Source organism: Acidobacteriota bacterium, from assembly GCA_016184105.1.
In the GTDB taxonomy this organism is placed as follows: Bacteria; Acidobacteriota; Vicinamibacteria; order Vicinamibacterales; family 2-12-FULL-66-21; genus JACPDI01.
In genome coordinates, this window is record JACPDI010000028.1 from 99,846 (window position 1) to 118,524 (window position 18,679).

Genomic DNA, 18,679 nt, shown 5'->3' on the forward strand with positions numbered 1-18,679 from the left:
ATTCTTTCTGTAACGGCCCGTGTTCCTGATAGATAGGCGCGTAGCTCAGTGGTTAGAGCGCCTCGTTGACACCGAGGAGGTCAGTGGTTCGACTCCACCCGCGCCTACCAACTTGCAGTGGCCAGTGGTCAGTGGCCGGTGGTCAGTGACTGGTGGACAGCACGGCAGGCCGTTGCGATATCCAGGCACTGATCACTGATCACTGACCACTGACCACTGACCACTGACCACCGCCCAATGAGCCAGCTCACTGTGACGCTGCCCGACGGCTCGACCCGTCGCGTGCCAGCCGGCACTCCCGTGCGCGACGTCGCGGCCCAGATCTCCTCCGGCCTCGCCCGGGTGGCGCTCGCCGCGCGCGTCGACGACCGCCTGGTGGACCTGTCCTTTCCGCTGGAGAAGGACGCCCGACTGCGCATCGTGACGCCGGAGGCGAACGGCCCGGAAGCGCTGACGCTCTACCGGCACAGCACGGCGCACCTGCTGGCCGCCGCCGTGACGAACCTCTTCCCCGGCACGCAGTGCGGCATCGGCCCGGCCACCGACGAGGGGTTCTTCTACGACTTCGTGGTCGAGCGTCCCTTCGTGCCCGAGGACCTCGAGAAGATCGAGGCCCGGATGCGCGAGCTGGCCTCGCAGGATCTGCCGTACGAGCGGCAGCTGTGGCCGCGGCAGGAAGCGATCGACTTCTTTGCGCGGCGCGGCGAGCCGCTCAAGGTGCAGTTGATCGAAGAGAAGACGGCCGGGCAGGACTTCGTCTCCTGCTACACGATCAAGGACCGCGATCTCTTCGTCGACTTCTGCGTCGGCCCGCACGTGCCGTCCACGAGCAAGCTCAAGGCGTTCAAGCTCCTGACGACGTCCAACGCGTACTGGAAGGGGGACGCGCGCAATCAGCCCATGCAGCGCGTCTACGGCACCGCCTTCTTCAAGGATGCGGAGCTGAAGGCGTACCTGCAGCGTCTCGAGGAAGCAAAAAGGCGGGACCACAGGAAGCTCGGACGCGAGCTCGGGCTGTTCATGTTCCACCAGTGGGCGCCCGGATCGGCGTTCTGGCTGACGAAGGGCACGGTGCTCTACAACATTCTCGCCAGCTACATGCGCGAGGTGCTGATCCCCGCGGGTTACCAGGAAGTGAAGGCGCCGATCGTCTTCAACAAGGCGCTCTGGGAGGCGTCCGGGCACTGGCAGCATTACCGCGAGAACATGTTCCTCGTGGAGAGCGAGAACGAGCAGATGGGGCTGAAGGCCATGAACTGCCCCGGCCACTTCCTCATCTACCGCAGCGATGTCCGCAGCTACAAGGACCTGCCGCTGCGCTTCCACGAGCAGACGCCGCTGCACCGCAACGAAGCGTCCGGCGTGCTCTCGGGGCTCACGCGCGTCCGGCAGTTCAGCCAGGACGACGGGCACTGCTTCGTGATGGAGTCGCAGATCGGCGAGGAGGTCACGCGGCTGCTCCGCCTCGTGCAGCGCGTGTACGGCGACTTCGGATTCAAGCCGGAGATGAAGCTGTCGACCCGGCCGGCCGAGTTCATGGGTGCGATCGAGGCGTGGAACCACGCGGAGAGCGAGCTGAAGCGCGCGCTCGACGCCGTCGGGGAGCAGTACACGATCAACGAGGGGGACGGCGCGTTCTACGGGCCGAAGATCGACTTCGACATCACCGATGCGATCGGGCGGAAGTGGCAGTGCGCCACGATCCAGCTCGATTACCAGATGCCGGAGCGGTTCGACCTGAAGTACGTGGGCGCCGACAACGCCGAGCACCGGCCGGTGGTCATCCACCGCGCCATCTTCGGGAGTTTCGAGCGCTTCATCGCGATGCTGATCGAGAACTACGCCGGCGCCTTCCCGCTGTGGCTCGCGCCCGTGCAGGTCGTCGTGCTGCCCATCGCCGACCGGCACGCCGAGTACGCCGCCCGGGTGCGCGACCGGCTCGCGGCCGCCGGGCTTCGCGTGGAGCTCGACGACCGCCAGGAAAAGATCGGCTATAAGATCCGGGAAGCCCAGTTGCAGAAGATCCCCTACATGCTGGTAGCGGGGGACAAGGAAGTGTCGGACGGCAGCGTGTCCGTGCGCAGCCGCAGCGGCGGCGACCTGGGCGCCCGCGGGCTGGATGAGTTCGTCGTGATGGCGAAGGAAGAAGTCGCCACCCGGGGAAAGGCCGAGGAGCTTGGTGCTGTGAGCAGGTCTGCATAGGCAGATCCTCAACGCTCACATCCTCAAATCCTCAAATTCAAGGAGCACCGTTATCGCTTTCGATCGTGGTCGTCCAATGCGTCGTGATGATCGGCTTCGCGTGAACGAGCGCATCCGGGTGCGCGAGATCCGGGTCATCGACGACTCCGGGGCTCAGATCGGCATCATGGCGCCGCCGCAGGCGCTCGCGCTCGCACGCGAAAAGGGGCTCGACCTGGTCGAGATCTCGCCGACCGCCAGCCCGCCGGTGTGCCGGATCATGGATTACGGCAAGTTCCAGTACACCGAGCAGAAGCGCCAGCGGCAGGCGAAAAAGCACCAGAAGGTGATCGAGGTCAAGGAAATCAAGTTCCGGCCGAAGGTCGACGAGCACGACTACCAGTTCAAGAAGAAGCACATCGAGCGCTTCCTCGAGGACGGGGACAAGGTGAAGGCGACGATCTTCTTCCGCGGACGCGAGATGGCGCACCCGGAAATCGGGCGGCGGATTCTCGAGCGGCTGATCGAGGACCTGGCGGAGGTCGCCACGCCGGAGAACATGCCGCGCCAGGAAGGGAACCAGATGCACACGATTCTGGCGCAGAAGAAGAAATAAGATTTGAAGTTTGAGGATTTGAGGATCTCATGCCGAAGCTGAAATCGCACCGCGGCGCCGCCAAGCGGTTCAAGAAGACCGCGACGGGAAAGATCACGAGGGGCAAGGCGTTCCGCCGCCACATCCTGACGAGCAAGTCGCGCTCGCGCAAGCGCGGGCTGCGCGGCGACACGGTGGTCGCGGCGGGAGACATGAAGAAGATGAGGCTCATGCTCCCTTACGACTAGGGTTCAGGGTGCAGGAAACCCTGAACACTCATGTGCGGCCGTCAGGACGGGCACTCCTGAGCACGGCCGCCTGACAAGGAGTCAAAGATGCCGAGAGTCAAACGTGGCAACGTTCGCCGGGCGAAGCGCAAGAAGCTTCTCTCGCGCGCCAAGGGGTTCTACCAGACCAAGAGCAAGCTGTATCGCGCCGCCAAGCTGGCGGTGGACAAGTCGCTCGGCTACGCCTTTGTCGGCCGCCGCAACAAGAAACGCGACTTCCGCCGCCTGTGGGTCGTCCGCATCAACGCGGCCGCGCGCGAGAACGGCCTCAGCTACAACCAGATGATCAGCGGCCTGAAGAAGGCCGGCGTGGAGATCGACCGCAAGATCCTCGCGGATCTGGCGATCAACGACGCCGCCGCCTTCGCGCGGCTCGCCGAAACGGCCAAGGGAGCCAGATCCTGACTTGCCTGACTCCCCTTCCATCGAGACCCTCCGCCGCCAGTTCGACGCCGAGCTCGCCCAGGTAGCCGCCGAGGACGACCTGCGTGCGCTGCGCGACCGCTACCTGGCGCGCAAGGGAGGGCTCGTCTCGAGCCTGCTGAAGGCCGTCGCAACCGCGCCGGCGGCCGAGCGCCCGGCGCTCGGCAAGCTCGCCAACGAGTTCAAGCAGGCCGCCGAGGCCGCGATCGCGGAGCGCCAGGCCGCATTCGATGCCGCGCGCGCGCCGGCCGGCTCGGTGGACGTCACGCTTCCGGGACGCCGGCCGGCGATTGGCCATCGCCATCCGCTCACCGTCGTTCGCGACGAGGTGGAAGCGATCTTCGTCCGCATGGGCTTTTCCATCGTCGAGGGGCCCGAGGTCGAGGACGACTGGCACAACTTCGAGGCGTTGAACATGCCGCCGGAGCACCCGGCGCGCGACATGCAGGACACGCTGTACCTGGCGACGCCGCTCCCCGGAGCACCAGCGGCCCGCGACGGCGGCGCCCCGCGCCGCGCGACGCTGCTCCGCACGCACACCTCGGGCATGCAGATCCGCTACATGGAAGCGCACCAGCCGCCGGTGCGGATCATCGCGCCCGGACGCGTGTACCGCCGCGACAACCTCGACCCAACCCACACGCCCATGTTCTCGCAGGTGGAGGGGCTCGTCGTCGGAGAGGGGATCTCGCTCGCCGACCTCAAAGGGACGCTCTTCGCGTGGGCGCGCGAAATCTTCGGTCGTGACACGCGCGTGAAATTCCGGCCGAGTTTCTTCCCGTACACGGAACCCAGCGCCGAGATGGACGTCAGCTGCTTCGCCTGCGGCGGCGCCGGCCGGCAAGAGGACGGATCCGGCTGCAGCGTCTGCAAGCGCACCGGGTGGCTCGAGGTGCTCGGCTGCGGCATGGTGCACCCGGCGCTCTTCGAGGCGGTCGGCTACGACGCGGAGCGGTACACCGGGTTTGCGTTCGGCATGGGCATCGAGCGGATCGCGATGCTGCGCTACGGCGTGGACGACATCCGGTCCTTCTACGAAAACGACCGGCGCTTCCTGGAGCAGTTCCCGCTATGAAGCTCGTGCTGCCGTGGATGCGCGAATTCGCCGCGGTGCCGGCCGACGCATCAGCCGACGCGGTGGCGTCGCGGCTGGCATCGTGCGGCTTCGAAGTGGCCGAGATCCTGGCAGCGGCGGCGGGCGGGCCGGTGATTGACTTCGAAGTCACGGCCAATCGCCCGGACTGCCTGAGCGTCGTCGGGCTCGCGCGCGAAGCGGCGGTGGCGTTCGGGGTGGATTTCCGCATTCCCGATTCCAGGATTTCTGCGGCTTCCGCGTCTTCCGCGGTGGAGGTTGAGATCGCGGCGCCTGAGCTCTGCCCGCGATACGCCGCGCAGGTGGCGCGCGTGCAGATTGGGCCCTCCCCCTCCTGGCTGGCCGAGCGGCTGCACGCGGCCGGCGTGCGTCCCATCAACAACGTCGTGGACGTCACCAACTACGTGATGATCGAGCGCGGGCACCCGATGCACGCGTTCGATCTGGAGCGGCTCGCCGGACGCCGGATCGTCGTACGCTCCGCGCGGAAGGGTGAGACGCTCCGGACCCTCGACGGCGTCGAGCGGACGCTCGAACCGGACATGCTCGTGATTGCCGACGCGGAGCGGGTGGCCGCGATCGCGGGCGTGATGGGGGGCGCGGACTCCGAGGTGAGCGATCGCACGACGCTGGTGGCGTTCGAGAGCGCGTGGTTCCTGCCGCGGTCGGTCAGGATCACGAGCCGCCGCCTCGGCCTGAAGACCGAGGCCAGCGCGCGGTTCGAGCGGGGCGCGGACATCGAGGCGCCGGTCACCGCGATGGCGCGCGCGATCGAACTGCTGGAGAAGATCGGCGGCGGCCAGGCGGTCGGTCCGGTGGTGGACAGCTATCCGCGGCGGGCCGATCGGCGCGTGCTCGAACTGCGGCGCGCGCGCATCGCGCACCTCCTGGGTGCAGACGTGCCCGCGGCCGACACGGAGCGTCTTCTCGCGGGCCTGGGGTTCGGGGCGGCCGCGCGCGGCGAGGCCTGGCAGATCGAAGTGCCGGCGTGGCGCGTGGACGTGACGCGAGAAGTCGACCTCATCGAGGAAATCGGCCGGCACTACGGGTACGATCGGTTGCCAACCTCCTTCCCGCCGCTTGGCGAGGTGACGCCCGCGCCGGACCCGCGGATTGGGCGCGACGACCTCGCGCGCCGCGTGATGCTGGCGGCAGGTTTCGACGAAGCGGTGACATTCACGTTCATCGAGCGCAAGGCCGCGGAGCCGTTTGCCGCGGAGGGCTCGATCGCGGCCATCGCCAACCCGCTCTCCGAGAAGTTCACGGTCCTTCGCCCGTCGCTGCTGCCCGGCCTGCTGGACGCGCTGGCACACAACCGCCGCCACGGCCAGGCTGATGTGCGCCTGTTCGAGATCGGCGCCTGCTTCAACACGAACGACGGCGAACACCGCCGCGCGGGCCTCGTCTGGATCGGCCGGGCGGACGAAGAGCACTGGAGCGCGCCGCCGCGCGCCGTGGATTTCTTCGACGCGCGCGGCGTCGCCGAGCGCCTGTGCGGCGCCTTCCGCGTCCCGCCGCGGTTCGTCGAAGCGTCAGAGCGGTGCCTGGCCGCCGGGCGCGCGGCGCGCGTTCTTGGAGCGGACGGCCGCCTCCTCGGGATCGTCGGCCAGCTGCATCCGGCCGTCGTCGAGGCGCGCGACGTGCCGGGGCGCGACGACGTGTACGTCGCCGAGCTGGACCTCGATGCGCTCGGCGCCGGCATGCACGCGGCACGGATCGAGCCGCTGCCACGTTTCCCTTCCATCGTTCGCGACCTTTCGATCCTGGCCGATGTCCGCTTGCCTGCCGCGGATGTTCGTGGCACTATCCGCTCGGCGGCGCCCGCCACGCTGGTCGAGGTCGGCGAGTTCGATCGCTACCAGGGCAAGGGCATTCCCGAAGGCCGCGTCAGCCTGTCGTACCACCTGACGTTCCGCGCGGCGGATCGCACGCTGACCGACGCGGAAGTCGACCAGGCGATGGCGGCCATCGTCGCGGCGCTGCAACAGTCACACGGCGCGGAGCGCCGGTAGAGCAGGATTCACGAGTCATTTCGGAGGATGTGGATGGCGAAGGCGGCAACGGCTCCCCGCGCGGTGGAGCTTGATGCAATTGACAGGCTCGATGAAAAGATCCGGCTGCTCATCGGCGTCGTGGAGCGGATGAAGGCCGAGCAGGCGCGCGCGGCCGACGAGAACGTGCGGCTGATGCGCGAACTTGAATCGCTGCGCAGCCGGGTGGCCGAAGCGGAAGGGGCCGGCGCCGAAGTGACCGCACTCCGCGAGGAGCGCGACGTCATCCGCGCGCGCGTCAGCGACATGCTGCAGCAGATCGAAAGCCTGAATCTCTGAGGTGAGTGCCAACACTCGCGTCGTGACGGTCGAAATCGGGGGACAGCGCTACCCGATTCGCAGCACGCTCGATGCGGCGTACGTGGCGGAGCTGGCCGCGTACGTCGACGAGAAGCTCGCGCTCGCCGCGCGCGAGTCGTCCACGGGCGACACGCTGAAAGTGGCGGTGCTCGCGGCACTCAACATCGCCGACGAGCTGTTTCGCGCGCGGTCGGCCGAGGGCACCGTCAACACGCATTGGTGCCGCAAGGCCGAGGAATTGGAGCGCCTGGTCGACGACGTCATCGGCGTGGCGCGGTCGGCATCCTGACCGGCGCGGCTTGATCCCGCCCCCCCACCAGCGTAAGATCGCTTCGGAACATTGAGTTCCCTGCTTTGCCCGTGATGGTTCGGAGGCTCGCTTGAGCCGATGTTCCATTAAATAAGCGAATCGCGACGCCGCGCGGTGTGCATGCCTCGGTGCGAGGAAGCCTGAAGCGCGGCTGACCAGAGCGGTTCCACCTGCTTTCGCAGGTTCATGCGACCTCCCCACACGGCAAAGCGGGGCCTTTCATAAATCCATCCCCACAGGCAGCCGCGCGTGCGTGGCCCGTCAGGAGCACGCAATGGGCACTCTCCCGGTCGGGTACCTCATCAACGGCCTGGTGACCGTCTCTGCGGCCACGGCCGTCTACCTCTACTGGATCGCGACAAGGCGCCGGATCGCGGCGCAGACCATCGCGCGCGCCGAAGAAGACGCGCAGCGGCTGCGGCGTGAGGCCGAACGCGACGCCGAAGCCCTGAAGAAAGAGGCCATCCTCGAGGCGAAGGAAAAAGCGCACGAGACGATGGCGGCGGCCGAGCGCCAGGCCGGAGACCGCCGGCAGGAAATCGGCGCGCTCGAGCAGACCCTCGCCGACAAGACGCGCGCGCTGGCTGAGCGCATCACCGCGACCGACAGGCTGGAGCAGGATCTGCGCGGGCGCGAGCGCTCGATCGCCGCCCGCGAGATCGCGGTGGAATCAGCGCTCACGCGCGCCGAGCAGCTCGCCGCCGACCGCATGCGGGAACTGCAGCGCGTGGCCGGGCTGACGCACGACGAAGCCAAGGACCTGCTGATCCGGCAGATCGAAAGCGACGCCCGGCGCGATGCCGCCAACCTGGTGAAGCGGCTCGAGGCGGAGGCGCGCGAGACCGCCGGGCTGAAGGCGCAGCAAATCATCACCGACGCGATCCAGCGGAGCGCCGCCGAGCACGCCATTGAAACCACCGTGTCGGTCGTCGATCTGCCGAGCGACGATCTCAAGGGGCGCATCATCGGACGCGAGGGGCGCAACATCCGCGCGCTCGAGCAGGCCACCGGCGTCGAGCTCATCGTGGACGACACGCCGGGCGCGATCATCCTGTCGAGCTTCGATCCGTATCGCCGCGAGATCGCGCGGCAGGCGATCGAGCGCCTGATCGGCGACGGCCGGATCCACCCGGCGCGCATCGAGGAAGTCGTCGAAAAAGTGAAAGCGGAAATGGATGCCGCCGTGCTCAAGGAAGGCGAAGCGGCCGCCTTCGAGCTGGGCTTGTACGACGTGCACCCGGAGGCCCTGCGGCTGATGGGACGGCTGAAGTTCCGCACCTCGTACGGCCAGAACGTGCTCAATCACTCGAAGGAGGTCGCCTACCTCGCCGGCATCATGGCCAAGGAGGTCGGCGTCAACGCGCACGTGTGCGTCCGCGCCGCGTTCCTCCACGACATCGGCAAAGCGATCGACCGCGACCTGCAGGGCACGCACCTCGAGCTTGGCGTGGACTTCCTCCGCAAGCACGGGGAGGCCGAGCCTGTCGTGATGGCGGTGGCGGCGCACCACCTGGACATCGACTGGCCGTCGCTCGAAGCGATGATCGTCCAGTCGGCCGATGCGATCTCGGCGGCCCGGCCGGGCGCGCGGCGCGACATCCTCGAGTCCTACGTCAAGCGCCTCGAGAAGCTCGAAGGCATCGCCGACTCGTTTCCCGGCGTCACCAAGGCGTTCGCGCTCCAGGCCGGCCGGGAGATCCGGATCATGGTGGAAAGCGAGAAGGTCTCGGACGAGGAGACCGTCTGGCTTTCGAAGGACATCGCCAAGCGGATCGAGAACGAGCTCGAGTACCCCGGTCAGATCAAGGTCACGGTGATCCGGGAAACACGCGCGGTGGAGTACGCGCGCTGACCACTCGTGACCGGCGAGCGCGACCTCATCTCGCGAATCCGTGCACGCCTCCCCGCGGATCCGTCCTGGGTCCGCGTCGGCATCGGCGACGATGCGGCGGTGGTGGAGGCGGAGCGGAACACGCTCGACGTCCTGACCACCGATACGCTGGTCGAAGGCGTGCACTGGGACCCGCGGTTCTGCTCGCCGTCGGATGTCGGGCACAAAGCGCTCGCGGTTAATCTCAGCGACCTCGCCGCGATGGGGGCGCAGCCGCGCACCGCGCTCCTCTCCCTCTCGGTGACGCGTGCGTGGGCGGAACGGGATGCGGACGCATTCATCGAGGGGCTGGCGGACGAAGCGCGCGCGCACGGCGTGGCGGTTGTCGGCGGGAACGTCGCCGCCACGCCAGGCCCGATCGCCATCACGGTGACGATGACGGGGGCCGCGCGCCCCCGGCGCGTGCTGACCCGGAGCGGCGGGCGCGCCGGGGATGAGCTGTACGTCACGGGCTCGATCGGCGCCGCGCTCGCCGGACTGCGATGGTTGCAGGCGCACCCGACGCTGGGCGACATCGACGCCGGGCACGACACCTCCTCCGCTCTCGCCGAGTGCGTGCGCCGGTATCGGCGCCCCGAGGCACGAGTCCGGGCGGGCCGGCTGCTCGCCTCGAACCGGGTGGCCACGGCCTGCATGGACTTGAGCGACGGGCTCGCAGACGCGGTCCGCCAGGTGGCGCAGGCCTCGGGCACAGGCGCGCGAATCGACGGCACCCTGCTCCCCATACCGGAAGCGGCCGCCACGCTGTTCGCGCGCCGCGGCGACGACCCGGTGCGGACCGCCGTCGAAGGCGGCGATGACTACGAGCTGCTCGTCGCCGTTCCCCGCTCACGACGCCGGGCGCTCGACGCGGTCCGGCGCCTCGCACGGGGGCTGCCCATCACCCGCATCGGCGAGCTGACCAAGGCGCCGGCGCTCGTCCTCGCCAGACAGGCGGGCGAAGAGCCGCTTCCGGTGGGGTTCGCCCACTTCTGAGCCGTGATTCACCTGACCAAGGCGGCGATCCGCCGCGCCCTCGAGCGCCTGCTGCACACGCACGACACCCCGCGGAGGACCGCCGCCGCCTACGCGCTCGGTGTGTTCTGGGGATATTCACCCGTGCTGGGGCTCCACACAATCCTCGGGCTGATTACCGGGTTCGCCCTGGGACTGAACCGCGTCGCTGTCCTCCTCGGGATCTATTCAAACCTGCCGTGGACCCTCGCGCCCTACTACACCGTCGCCACCCTGGGAGGAGCCGCGCTGCTCGGCGCCGATGTCCCGCCAGGAATCCTCGCCGAATTCAAGGCCGCGCTGGACGGCTTTTCGCTCCGGGAACTGGGCCAGCTGCTGAAGCTGCTCGAGCCGCTGTTCTGGAGCTATGTGGTCGGATCGACAATTGGCGCCCTTCTGGCGGCCGCGATTGCCTACCGCGTCTCGCTCGCCTTCATCGAGAGCTACCGCGCCCACGTGAGCCAACACCGGCACGATAATTAGGTCATAAGACCTATATAAAGTTTGCCCGGATGGGCCGTTGGGTTATGATCCTCCTCTCTCCGGCCGGAGAGCCTATGTTCTTGACCCGCTCTATCCGGCGCAAGCTCATCGCAACTGCCTCTGTGGCAGTGGGTTTCGTTTTCCTCTACGAGGTGACGATCCTGGATTCGCGCTACGCGGCGCGGCAGGCGGAGCTGCGCGAAGCGACGGCCGCCCCCGCTCCGGGGGCGCGCCTGCGGTTCAGCGCCACGGCGTACTGCAAGGGCGTGACGACGCAGTCGGGCGTGAAGGTGAGGAGCGGGATCGCGGCGGCGGACCCGGAACTGCTGCCGGTCGGCTCCGTTGTCCAGATTGACGGGCTCCCGGAGCAATACAACGGCATTTACACCGTGATGGATACGGGCCCCGCCGTCCAGGGACGCCACGTGGACCTGTACATGTGGAGCTGTTACGAGGCCCTCGATTTCGGGCGCCGGCCGATCCAGTTGACCGTCGTCCGGCTCGGGTGGAACCCGAAGGCGACCGGCCCGAAGCTGGTGGACCGCCTGTTGAACTTCCGCCGGACGCCCCGTCCCGAAGGGCCGAAGCAGCCCGAGCCGCTGCCCCCGGCGAGGACCGCGCCCGCCTCGACCGAGCCGGGCCCGGCGGGCACCCCCACCCAGCCGGTTCCCCAAGGCGGGTCACCTCAGCCTGTCCGCCCGGCCACTCCGCCCCAGGCCGCGCCCCCCTCGATCGTTCCTGGCCGGTAGTTACGGCGCCGTCCGGGCGCTGCCCGCCGGCCGCCGCTCCTGGTCCTTGTACTGAAGCTGATAGAGCTTGTAGTAGAGGCCGCGATGGGCGAGCAGTTCCTGGTGCGTGCCTGACTCGCGGAGCTCTCCCTTGTGCAGCACCAGGATCGTGTTCATGTCCTGGATGGTCGAGAGGCGGTGTGCGATGGCGATCGTGGTGCGACCGGCCATGAGCACGTGCAGGGCGTCGCGGATCAGCAGTTCGGTCTCGGTGTCGACGCTGGATGTCGCCTCGTCCAGGATGAGGATGCGCGGATCGAAGGCGAGCGCGCGAGCGAACGACAGGAGCTGCTTCTGCCCGACCGAGAGCGTCGCGCCGCGCTCGGCGACCTTCGCCGCCAGGCCGTCGGGCAGGCGCTCGATGAAGCTGTCGGCGTGCACCGCGCGCGCGGCGTTCCACACCGCCGCATCCGTGATCGCCTCGTTGCCCAGCCGGATGTTGCCGCCGATCGTGCCCGAGAACAGGTGCACGTCCTGGAGGACCAGGCTGAACAGGGACCGAAGTTCCCGGAGGTCGATGCGGCGGATGTCCTCGCCGCCCACCAGGATCCGTCCCCTGCTCACGTCGTAGAAGCGCAGCAGCAGGTTGATGATCGTGGACTTGCCCGCCCCGGTCGCGCCCACGATCGCCACGCGCTCGCCCGCCGCGGCCTCGAACGAGAGGTCCTTCAGCACGTAGTTCGCGCCGTCGTAGGCGAACCACACGTCCTCGAACACGATCGACGGCTCTTTTTCCCTTTTGACCTTACCCTGTTGCCTTTTCCCGTTTTCCTCTTGCCATTCTTCCTCCGCGTACCCCTCGCGCCCGATCTCGACCGGCGTATCCAGCAGCAGGAAGATCCGCTCGGACGACACCATCGCGCCCTGCAGCACGTTGAACTTTTCCGAGAGGTCGCTGATCGGGCGGAAGAAGCGCTGCGAGTACTGGAGGAAGGCGACGAGCGCGCCCAGCGTGGCGGTCCCCTCGAGCACGCGGCCGCCGCCGTACCAGATGATCAGGGCCGCGGCCAGCGCGCCGATCACTTCGATCGCCGGGTAGAACACGGCGTAGTAGAAGATCGAGTCGATGTTCGCGTTGCGATGCGTCGCGTTGATCGTGTCGAAGGCGGCACACGTGCGCGGCTCGCGCCTGAACAGCTGGATCGTGGAGATGCCGCTGATGTGCTCCTGCAGGAACGCGTTGATGCGCGCGATCCAGATCCGGACGACGCGGTACGACTCGCGCACGTTGCGGCGGAACCACTGCGTCACGAGCCCGATGAGCGGCAGGACGAGGAACGACACGAGCGCCAGCCGCCAGTCCAGCGTGAGCATCACGATCATGATGCCCAGCAGCGTGAACAGGTCGCCGAACACCGTGACGACCCCGGACGTGAACATCTCGTTGAGGACGTCCACGTCCGTGGTGACCCGCGTCATCAGCCGGCCGACGGGGTTGCGGTCGTAGAAACGCACGTCCAGCCGCTGCAGGTGACCGTAAATCTGCATCCGCAGATCGAACATGACGCGCTGGCCGGTCAGCTGCATCGTGTAGGTCTGCACGTACTCGAGCGTGAAGGAGCCGAGCAGGACGAACAGGAATGCGAGCGCGACGCCGTTCAACCCCTGCAGGTCGCCGGCCGCGATGTAGCGGTCGATGGCAATCTTGGTCAGGTACGGCTGAGCGAGCTGCAGGACGGATGCGAAGATGATCGCCACGAGGGCGAGCGCCACCTGGGGGCGGTACGGCCGCAGGTACCCGAGCAGCCGCCGCATGAGGCGCGCGTCGTAGGCCTTTCCGATGACGTCTTCTTCGTGATGGAACGACGACATGCTAGCTCGCGGTCAGCTCCTCCTCGAGGAGCTGCTTGCGGTACAGCTCCGCGTACGCGCCCCCCTGCGCGACCAGCTCGTCGTGGCGGCCGCGCTCGCCGATCCGCCCCTCGTCGAGCACCAAAATCTGGTCCGCGTGGCGGACGGTGGACACCCGGTGCGAGACGATCAGCGACGTGCGCTGCTTCATGACCTGCTTGAGCCGCGTCAGGATTTCCTCCTCCGTATACGTGTCCACCGCCGACAGCGCGTCGTCCAGGACGAGGATGGGCGGGTCGGTCACGATCGCGCGCGCAATGGCGGTGCGCTGCTTCTGTCCCCCGGAGAGCGTGATCCCGCGCTCGCCGACCATCGTGTCGAAGCCCTTCGAGAAGGCCTCGATGTCCTTGTCGAGCCGCGCGACCGCCGCGGCCTCGCGGACCGCGGAAAGGACCGCGGAAAGTGGGACAGTCACACTTTCCTGTGAGCGAGCGGAAAGTGTGACTGTCCCACTTTCCGCCTCCACCCCCAGCGCGATGTTGTTGGCCACGGTGTCCGAGAACAGGAACGGCTCCTGCGGCACGAAGCCAATCGCCCTGCGGAGCACCGGGAGCGGGATGTCGCGGACGTCCACGCCGTCGATGAAGACGCTGCGCGGCGGCGGCTCGTGCAGGCGCGGCAGCAGCGACAGCAGCGCCGACTTGCCCGATCCGGTGGGCCCGACGAGCGCCACCGTCTGGCCGGGTTCGATCTTCGCCGAGACGCTGCGCAGAACGGGTTCGCCGGTCCCGTTGTAGCTGAACGTCAGATCCCTGATCTCGATGCCACCACGCGCGATGACCGGGACGACGGGGCGGCCCGGAGGCGCGTGGGTGATCACGGCGGGCTCGGCGTCCAGCACGTCGAGCATGCGTTTCCACGACGCCATCCCCCGCTGCATCATGTTCGTCACCCAGCCGAATGCAATCATCGGCCAGCTCAGCATCGCCAGGTACGAGTTGAACGCGACGAACTCGCCGAGCGTGATCCGGCCGCGGATCACTTCGCGGCTGCCTATCCAGAGCAGGAGCAGCGCGCCGAGGCCCAGGAACAGGGACATGCTGGGGAAGAACAGCCCCTGGATCCGGATGAGCGACCGGTTCCGGTCGAAATACTCCTGGTTGGCGGCCCTGAACCGCGCCAACTCGGCGTCCTCCTGCCGGTACGCGCGCACGACCCGGACGCCGGAGAGGGCTTCCTGCGCGACGGCCGTGATGTCGGCGAGTTGCTCCTGGATGCTCTCGAAGCGGCGGTGGATGACCGAACCGAAGTACTTGACCGAGATCGACACGAACGGCAGCGGGATCAGCGCGATGAGCGTCAGCCTCGCGTCGATCGAGATCATCAGCGTCAGCGCCACGACGAACACGATCAGCGTCGTCGTCGAGTACATGACGGCGGGGCCGATCATCATGCGGACGGCGCTGAGGTCGTTGGTGGCGCGCGACATGAGGTCGCCGGTCCTGCGCTCCTGGAAGTAGCTCACGGGCAGCTTCTGCAGGTGGCCGAAGAAGTCGTTGCGCAGGTCGTACTCGATGATCCGCGAGGCGCCGACGATGATGCGGCGCATCAGGAAGCGGAAGTAGCCACCGACGAGCGCAATGCCGAGGAGCGTGGCCGCGTAGGTGATGAGCTTGGCGCGGGTGACGCCCACGGTGAGATCGTCAATCGCGTATTTCAGGATCCACGGCGACGCGAGCGAGACGGCGGTCGTGATCGCGGCGCACGCGAGGCCGAGGGCGAACTGGCGCCTGACCCTGAGTGCGTACGGCAGCAGGCGGCGGAACGCGGTCCCCATCTCAACAAGTATATGTGCTATCCTTGATGAGCCTTCTCCCAGCAGGCTTCCCCTTAGACACCCTCGAGTCCGCTCGAGGCAATCGTGACACTTTTCGGGGCGCGAGGAGCCATGCGTACACGACTCTCGTTTGCCGTCGCGACGGCGTGCGGCGTTTTTCTCCTGGGGCTGATGACGTCGCCGGCCCACGCACAATACGGTGCCCGCCCCGCCTCGACGACTCCTCCCGGCGAGGACTATCACGTCGAGATCGCCGGCGGGTTCTGGAATCCCACTCCCGACATCGTCATCTCGAGTGAGGCGCTCGGCCGGGTCGGGAGCGAGATCGATTTCGTCAACGACCTCGGGCTCACGAAGAAGCAGTTCGGCGACCTTCGAATCGTCCTGCGCCCCACGAAGAAGTCGAAGTTCCGCATCGGCTACACGCCGGTGAAGTACACGCAGAGCGCCACGCTGACGCGCAGCATCGAGTTCAACGCCCAGCGCTTCGATATCAGCCTGCCGGTGGATTCCGAGCTGGAGTGGAAGCAGTGGCGCTTCGGCTACGAGTACGACTTCGTGTACAACGACAAGGGCTACGCGGGGCTGATCCTGGACGTGAAGTACACGGACGTGACCGCGACGCTGTCGAACAGGCTGGTCGGAACGGAATTCACGCACGCAAAGGCGCCCATCCCCGCGATTGGCGGCGTGGGGCGCGTGTACGTTCACCCGAGCGTGTCGATCACGTTCGAGCTGACGGCGTTGAAGGTTCCCACGATCCAGGAGAAGTACGAGGCGACGTTCATCGATTGGGACCTCAACAGCACGTTCAACATCAACCGCAACCTGGGCGCACAGGTCGGCTACCGCAGCCTCGGTGTCAACTACCTGTTCGACAAGGACACGGGAGACATGACGCTGAGGGGGCTCTACTTTGGGGGCGTCGCGAGGTTTTAGGGAAGAAACCGCGGGGGACGCCTTCCGCGTCCTCTGCGGTTCCCCCATGGACTAGTGCGGTGACACCCACACCCCCAGATACCGCCTGTCGGTACTCTTCGGGTCCACCTCTGACGGCCTGAACCCGCCGCGGGACACAATCCGCACGAGCGCGGCGCCGCGCTGCGGGTCGATGGGCACCTCCACTTCGCGTTCCTCGTCCGGGCGCAGCGATGCCGACTGCTTCCACGCGCCGTCTCCCGCCTGCAGTCCCACCTCGTTCGGCACGGGCCCGTTCCTGAGGAGGAGCGTCGAGCGGCTCCCCGCCTCCGGCTGGATCACGATGTCCGACTCCGCCCCGCCGCGAATCCAGAGCCCTTCCGGCTCGTTGAACGCGTCGCCATCGAGAAACCACACGAGCGTGCGGCCGTAGCGCCGTGCGGTGCTCGCGCGCGCGCGCGCCAGGCGCTCGCGGCGCGTCGCGACGTGCAGAGGCGTGAGGCTGCCCCGTTCCAGTCCCGCGCCGCGCAGGATGATCGCGGGCACGTCGACGGGCAGGAGAACGTCGAACGCCAGCCGCGGGCCATCGTCGCCGGCCGTGCCGGTCGCGATGGGTGTTCCAGAGCGGAGCACGAGCAGTTCGTACGCAGACCCTGGCTTCGCCTCGGCGCTGATGCGATATCTGCCCGCGGGAAACCATCCCGGGAGCACGAGCGCCGGCGGATTGTCGCCGCCGCGCATCCGAGGCGGCGATTCGATCGCGAGGGCCTGCAGGCCGGCGTCGACGGGCAGGCGCCGCACCTGCCTGCCGCGGTACTCGACCGCGATCCGCCGGTCGCCCTGTGCCGCGCTGAGGAGCTTCAGCTGCGAGGCCGACGGGCGCACGCCGGGCGAATCGTTCACGCGCCAGAGCACCAGGAGCATCGCCGTGCCGGCCGCGGCGTAGATCGCCATCATCAGCAGGGTGAACGCGCCGGTGCCGCGCACGCGGCGGTCGAGCCGGCGAAGCAGCACGAACGCGGCGACGAAGAGCGCAAGCGCGGCCAGGATCTGCAGGTGCAGCAGCCGCTCGCTGGTGTGCCAGCGGAAGAAACTCGGGAAGCCGAGCGGCAGGTCGGCCACACCGGAGGGCCACTCGAGCCAGAGGGCGTAGCCGTCGCGCACGTTGTACGCGGGCCGGCCGCCGTCCACGTACGCGAGCGCCGTCGTGGTCAGCGCCGAGATGACGAGCGTCGCGACGGCCGTTCCGCGCCCCGCCCGCGACCGCGCGTGCGACCACGCAACGGCCATCGGCAGCGGCGCGAGCCATAGCACCGCCACCGAAAACCGCGCCGGCGCGCTCCAGCCTCCCCACCACATGCGCAGGTGGGTCGTCGCAATCATGTAGGGAACGACGATGACCGCCAGTTCGAGCGCGAGGCGCGGCTCGCGCCTCAGGAGGATGACCCACCCCGCGAACGCAATGAGGAACACGGGCGCGTAGGTCATCATGCCGAACTGCTGGTCGAAGAGCACGCCGGCCAGGCCCCCCGTGACGAACGACCACGAGCTTTGCGTCTTGAAGAAGTCGCCGTACGGCGCGTCGGGGTTGGGCGTGCCGTAGATGACCCAGAAATAGGCGAACCAGGCCATGCCCAGGAGAACGGGAAAGACGAGGAACGCGGCCGCGCGCGAGAGCCCTTCGCGCGTGCGCGGCATTCGCAACAGGATGAACACGCCGAGGAGGCCGGCAAGGATCGCGAACCGCGTGTGAAGCCAGGGCAGCAGCGCGAGCCCGAGGCCATGCAGGAGCCACACCGTCCGCACCGGAAGGCACGTGGCACGTCGCACGTCGCACGTCGCACGTGACATGCGCAGCAGCGCCCAGGCGCCCGTCAGCGTGAGCACCGCGGCGGGGCCGTCTGGATAGATCGTGAAGGAATGGAACGCGATCGGCGTGGCGGCGGCGAGCGCCGCCGAGGCAAACCACGCGGCCGATCGTTGCCCCGTCAGATCCCACGCCAGTTTCCACGCCAGCGCGACGCCCGCCGCCGAGATCACCAGCAGCAGGAACACGACGCCGCGATAGCCGGCGATGAGATAGGCGGGCGCGACGATCGCGGACAGGCCGGGGGCGTGAATCGAGTAGATGGCGCCGTTGGTCCCCCGCACCCAGTAGTCGGGTCGCAGCGTCCCCTGGAAGTACGGGGCGTAATCGCCGCGCGCGTGGTTGTTCTCGATCTTCACGTCGCCGTCGTAGAGGAGGCTCTGCGCGATGATCAGGTAGTGCGGCTCGTCGCCGCCCGGCACCATCTCGCGCGCGCCGAACCCGATCGCCGCAAAAAAGATGAACGCGGCGGTGGCGGCCAATAAGGGGTCGGGAGCCTTTTTACGAAAAACGTAAAAAGGCTCCCGACCCCTTATTGTCGCGAGCGCGGCCGCGATCCACACGCCGGCGGCGAGCGGCCCGGTCCACACGAGCAGCGCTGGCGTGCTCACGCCAGGCATCCACGGCAGCACGCACAGGAACGTGATGAACAGCGGCGTCACGCGGTCGCGGGACGGTTTGAAGAGATACACCGCGCAGATGCCCGCAAGGACGAACAGCGCCAGCTCCCACCAGGGGGGCAGGAGGCCGATCTTCGCCGCGCCGGAGGTGGCCGATCGGACCGCCAGGGCACCTCGGACGAACCAGGCCCCGGCCGCCGCGCAGACCGCGGCGGCATACGTGGTCAACGACGACATGAAACTGTGAGTTT

The 18,679-nt window shown here is 67.9% G+C and carries 16 protein-coding genes, 1 tRNA gene and 1 other RNA gene; 15 read left to right on the top strand and 3 right to left on the bottom strand.

All coding sequences use genetic code 11. The annotated features are described in order from the left end of the window. The first annotated feature begins 34 nt into the window (after positions 1-34). The 14 genes from HYU53_10850 to HYU53_10915 all read left to right on the top strand — a co-directional run bounded on the left by HYU53_10850 (position 35) and on the right by HYU53_10915 (position 11,356). Positions 35-110 (top strand) — tRNA-Val (locus HYU53_10850). A gap of 127 nt (positions 111-237) precedes the next feature. Continuing rightward, a complete protein-coding gene (thrS, locus tag HYU53_10855) occupies positions 238-2,202 on the top strand; it encodes a threonine--tRNA ligase (GenBank protein ID MBI2221693.1) in 1,965 nt (654 codons plus the stop codon). Positions 2,203-2,278: 76 nt separating this feature from the next. Next, positions 2,279-2,797, top strand: a complete 519-nt coding sequence (locus tag HYU53_10860; protein ID MBI2221694.1) for a translation initiation factor IF-3 — start codon at positions 2,279-2,281, stop codon at positions 2,795-2,797. A gap of 29 nt (positions 2,798-2,826) precedes the next feature. Further along, a complete protein-coding gene (gene rpmI, locus HYU53_10865) occupies positions 2,827-3,024 on the top strand; it encodes a 50S ribosomal protein L35 (protein MBI2221695.1) in 198 nt (65 codons plus the stop codon). A gap of 87 nt (positions 3,025-3,111) precedes the next feature. Then, the gene (gene rplT / locus HYU53_10870; GenBank protein MBI2221696.1) at positions 3,112-3,468 is read left to right on the top strand and encodes a 50S ribosomal protein L20; all 357 of its coding nucleotides are present in this window, start codon (positions 3,112-3,114) and stop codon (positions 3,466-3,468) included. Position 3,469: 1 nt separating this feature from the next. Beyond that, positions 3,470-4,561 (top strand): phenylalanine--tRNA ligase subunit alpha, encoded by a 1,092-nt coding sequence (gene pheS, locus HYU53_10875; protein MBI2221697.1) that lies wholly within the window; start codon positions 3,470-3,472, stop codon positions 4,559-4,561. Next, a complete protein-coding gene (locus tag HYU53_10880) occupies positions 4,558-6,591 on the top strand; it encodes a phenylalanine--tRNA ligase subunit beta (GenBank protein MBI2221698.1) in 2,034 nt (677 codons plus the stop codon). The genes pheS and HYU53_10880 overlap by 4 nt, the downstream gene beginning before the upstream one ends. A 33-nt stretch (positions 6,592-6,624) precedes the next feature. Then, complete coding sequence (locus HYU53_10885) at positions 6,625-6,909, top strand: hypothetical protein (GenBank protein MBI2221699.1); 285 nt, start codon at positions 6,625-6,627, stop codon at positions 6,907-6,909. 1 nt (position 6,910) lies between these two features. Continuing rightward, complete coding sequence (locus HYU53_10890; GenBank protein MBI2221700.1) at positions 6,911-7,219, top strand: cell division protein ZapA; 309 nt, start codon at positions 6,911-6,913, stop codon at positions 7,217-7,219. Positions 7,220-7,273: 54 nt separating this feature from the next. Beyond that, positions 7,274-7,460: non-coding RNA, 6S RNA (gene ssrS / locus HYU53_10895), on the top strand. A 54-nt stretch (positions 7,461-7,514) separates the two neighbouring features. Further along, positions 7,515-9,092 carry a ribonuclease Y gene (gene rny, locus HYU53_10900; protein ID MBI2221701.1) on the top strand — a complete coding sequence of 526 codons (1,578 nt, stop codon included), beginning with the start codon at positions 7,515-7,517 and terminating at the stop codon, positions 9,090-9,092. Between the two features lie 6 nt (positions 9,093-9,098). Beyond that, entirely contained in the window at positions 9,099-10,106 is a 1,008-nt protein-coding gene (thiL, locus tag HYU53_10905; GenBank protein MBI2221702.1) for a thiamine-phosphate kinase, read from the top strand. A 3-nt stretch (positions 10,107-10,109) separates the two neighbouring features. Next, the gene (locus tag HYU53_10910; protein MBI2221703.1) at positions 10,110-10,607 is read left to right on the top strand and encodes a DUF2062 domain-containing protein; all 498 of its coding nucleotides are present in this window, start codon (positions 10,110-10,112) and stop codon (positions 10,605-10,607) included. Between the two features lie 128 nt (positions 10,608-10,735). Next, positions 10,736-11,356 carry a hypothetical protein gene (locus HYU53_10915; GenBank protein MBI2221704.1) on the top strand — a complete coding sequence of 207 codons (621 nt, stop codon included), beginning with the start codon at positions 10,736-10,738 and terminating at the stop codon, positions 11,354-11,356. Here HYU53_10915 and HYU53_10920 read toward each other — a convergent pair whose 3' ends face one another. Both HYU53_10920 and HYU53_10925 read right to left on the bottom strand, forming a co-directional pair. Beyond that, entirely contained in the window at positions 11,357-13,207 is a 1,851-nt protein-coding gene (locus HYU53_10920; GenBank protein MBI2221705.1) for an ABC transporter ATP-binding protein, read from the bottom strand. Position 13,208: 1 nt separating this feature from the next. Beyond that, entirely contained in the window at positions 13,209-15,023 is a 1,815-nt protein-coding gene (locus HYU53_10925) for an ABC transporter ATP-binding protein (GenBank protein ID MBI2221706.1), read from the bottom strand. 111 nt (positions 15,024-15,134) lie between these two features. On the opposite strand from HYU53_10925, the gene HYU53_10930 reads away from it, so the two are divergent. Further along, entirely contained in the window at positions 15,135-15,962 is an 828-nt protein-coding gene (locus HYU53_10930) for a hypothetical protein (GenBank protein ID MBI2221707.1), read from the top strand. 51 nt (positions 15,963-16,013) lie between these two features. Here the strand turns inward: HYU53_10930 and HYU53_10935 are convergent, their stop codons facing one another. Beyond that, a complete protein-coding gene (locus HYU53_10935; protein MBI2221708.1) occupies positions 16,014-18,665 on the bottom strand; it encodes a hypothetical protein in 2,652 nt (883 codons plus the stop codon). Positions 18,666-18,679 lie beyond the last annotated feature (14 nt).

Bases quoted from the DNA above. Each gene is read 5' to 3' on its own strand.
- thrS (MBI2221693.1), top strand. From the start codon at position 238: ATGAGCCAGCTCACTGTGACGCTGCCCGACGGCTCGACCCGTCGCGTG.
- HYU53_10860 (MBI2221694.1), top strand. From the start codon at position 2,279: ATGCGTCGTGATGATCGGCTTCGCGTGAACGAGCGCATCCGGGTGCGC.
- rpmI (MBI2221695.1), top strand. From the start codon at position 2,827: ATGCCGAAGCTGAAATCGCACCGCGGCGCCGCCAAGCGGTTCAAGAAG.
- rplT (MBI2221696.1), top strand. From the start codon at position 3,112: ATGCCGAGAGTCAAACGTGGCAACGTTCGCCGGGCGAAGCGCAAGAAG.
- HYU53_10880 (MBI2221698.1), top strand. From the start codon at position 4,558: ATGAAGCTCGTGCTGCCGTGGATGCGCGAATTCGCCGCGGTGCCGGCC.
- HYU53_10885 (MBI2221699.1), top strand. From the start codon at position 6,625: ATGGCGAAGGCGGCAACGGCTCCCCGCGCGGTGGAGCTTGATGCAATT.
- rny (MBI2221701.1), top strand. From the start codon at position 7,515: ATGGGCACTCTCCCGGTCGGGTACCTCATCAACGGCCTGGTGACCGTC.
- HYU53_10920 (MBI2221705.1), bottom strand. From the start codon at position 13,207: ATGTCGTCGTTCCATCACGAAGAAGACGTCATCGGAAAGGCCTACGAC.
- HYU53_10925 (MBI2221706.1), bottom strand. From the start codon at position 15,023: ATGGGGACCGCGTTCCGCCGCCTGCTGCCGTACGCACTCAGGGTCAGG.
- HYU53_10930 (MBI2221707.1), top strand. From the start codon at position 15,135: ATGCGTACACGACTCTCGTTTGCCGTCGCGACGGCGTGCGGCGTTTTT.
- HYU53_10935 (MBI2221708.1), bottom strand. From the start codon at position 18,665: ATGTCGTCGTTGACCACGTATGCCGCCGCGGTCTGCGCGGCGGCCGGG.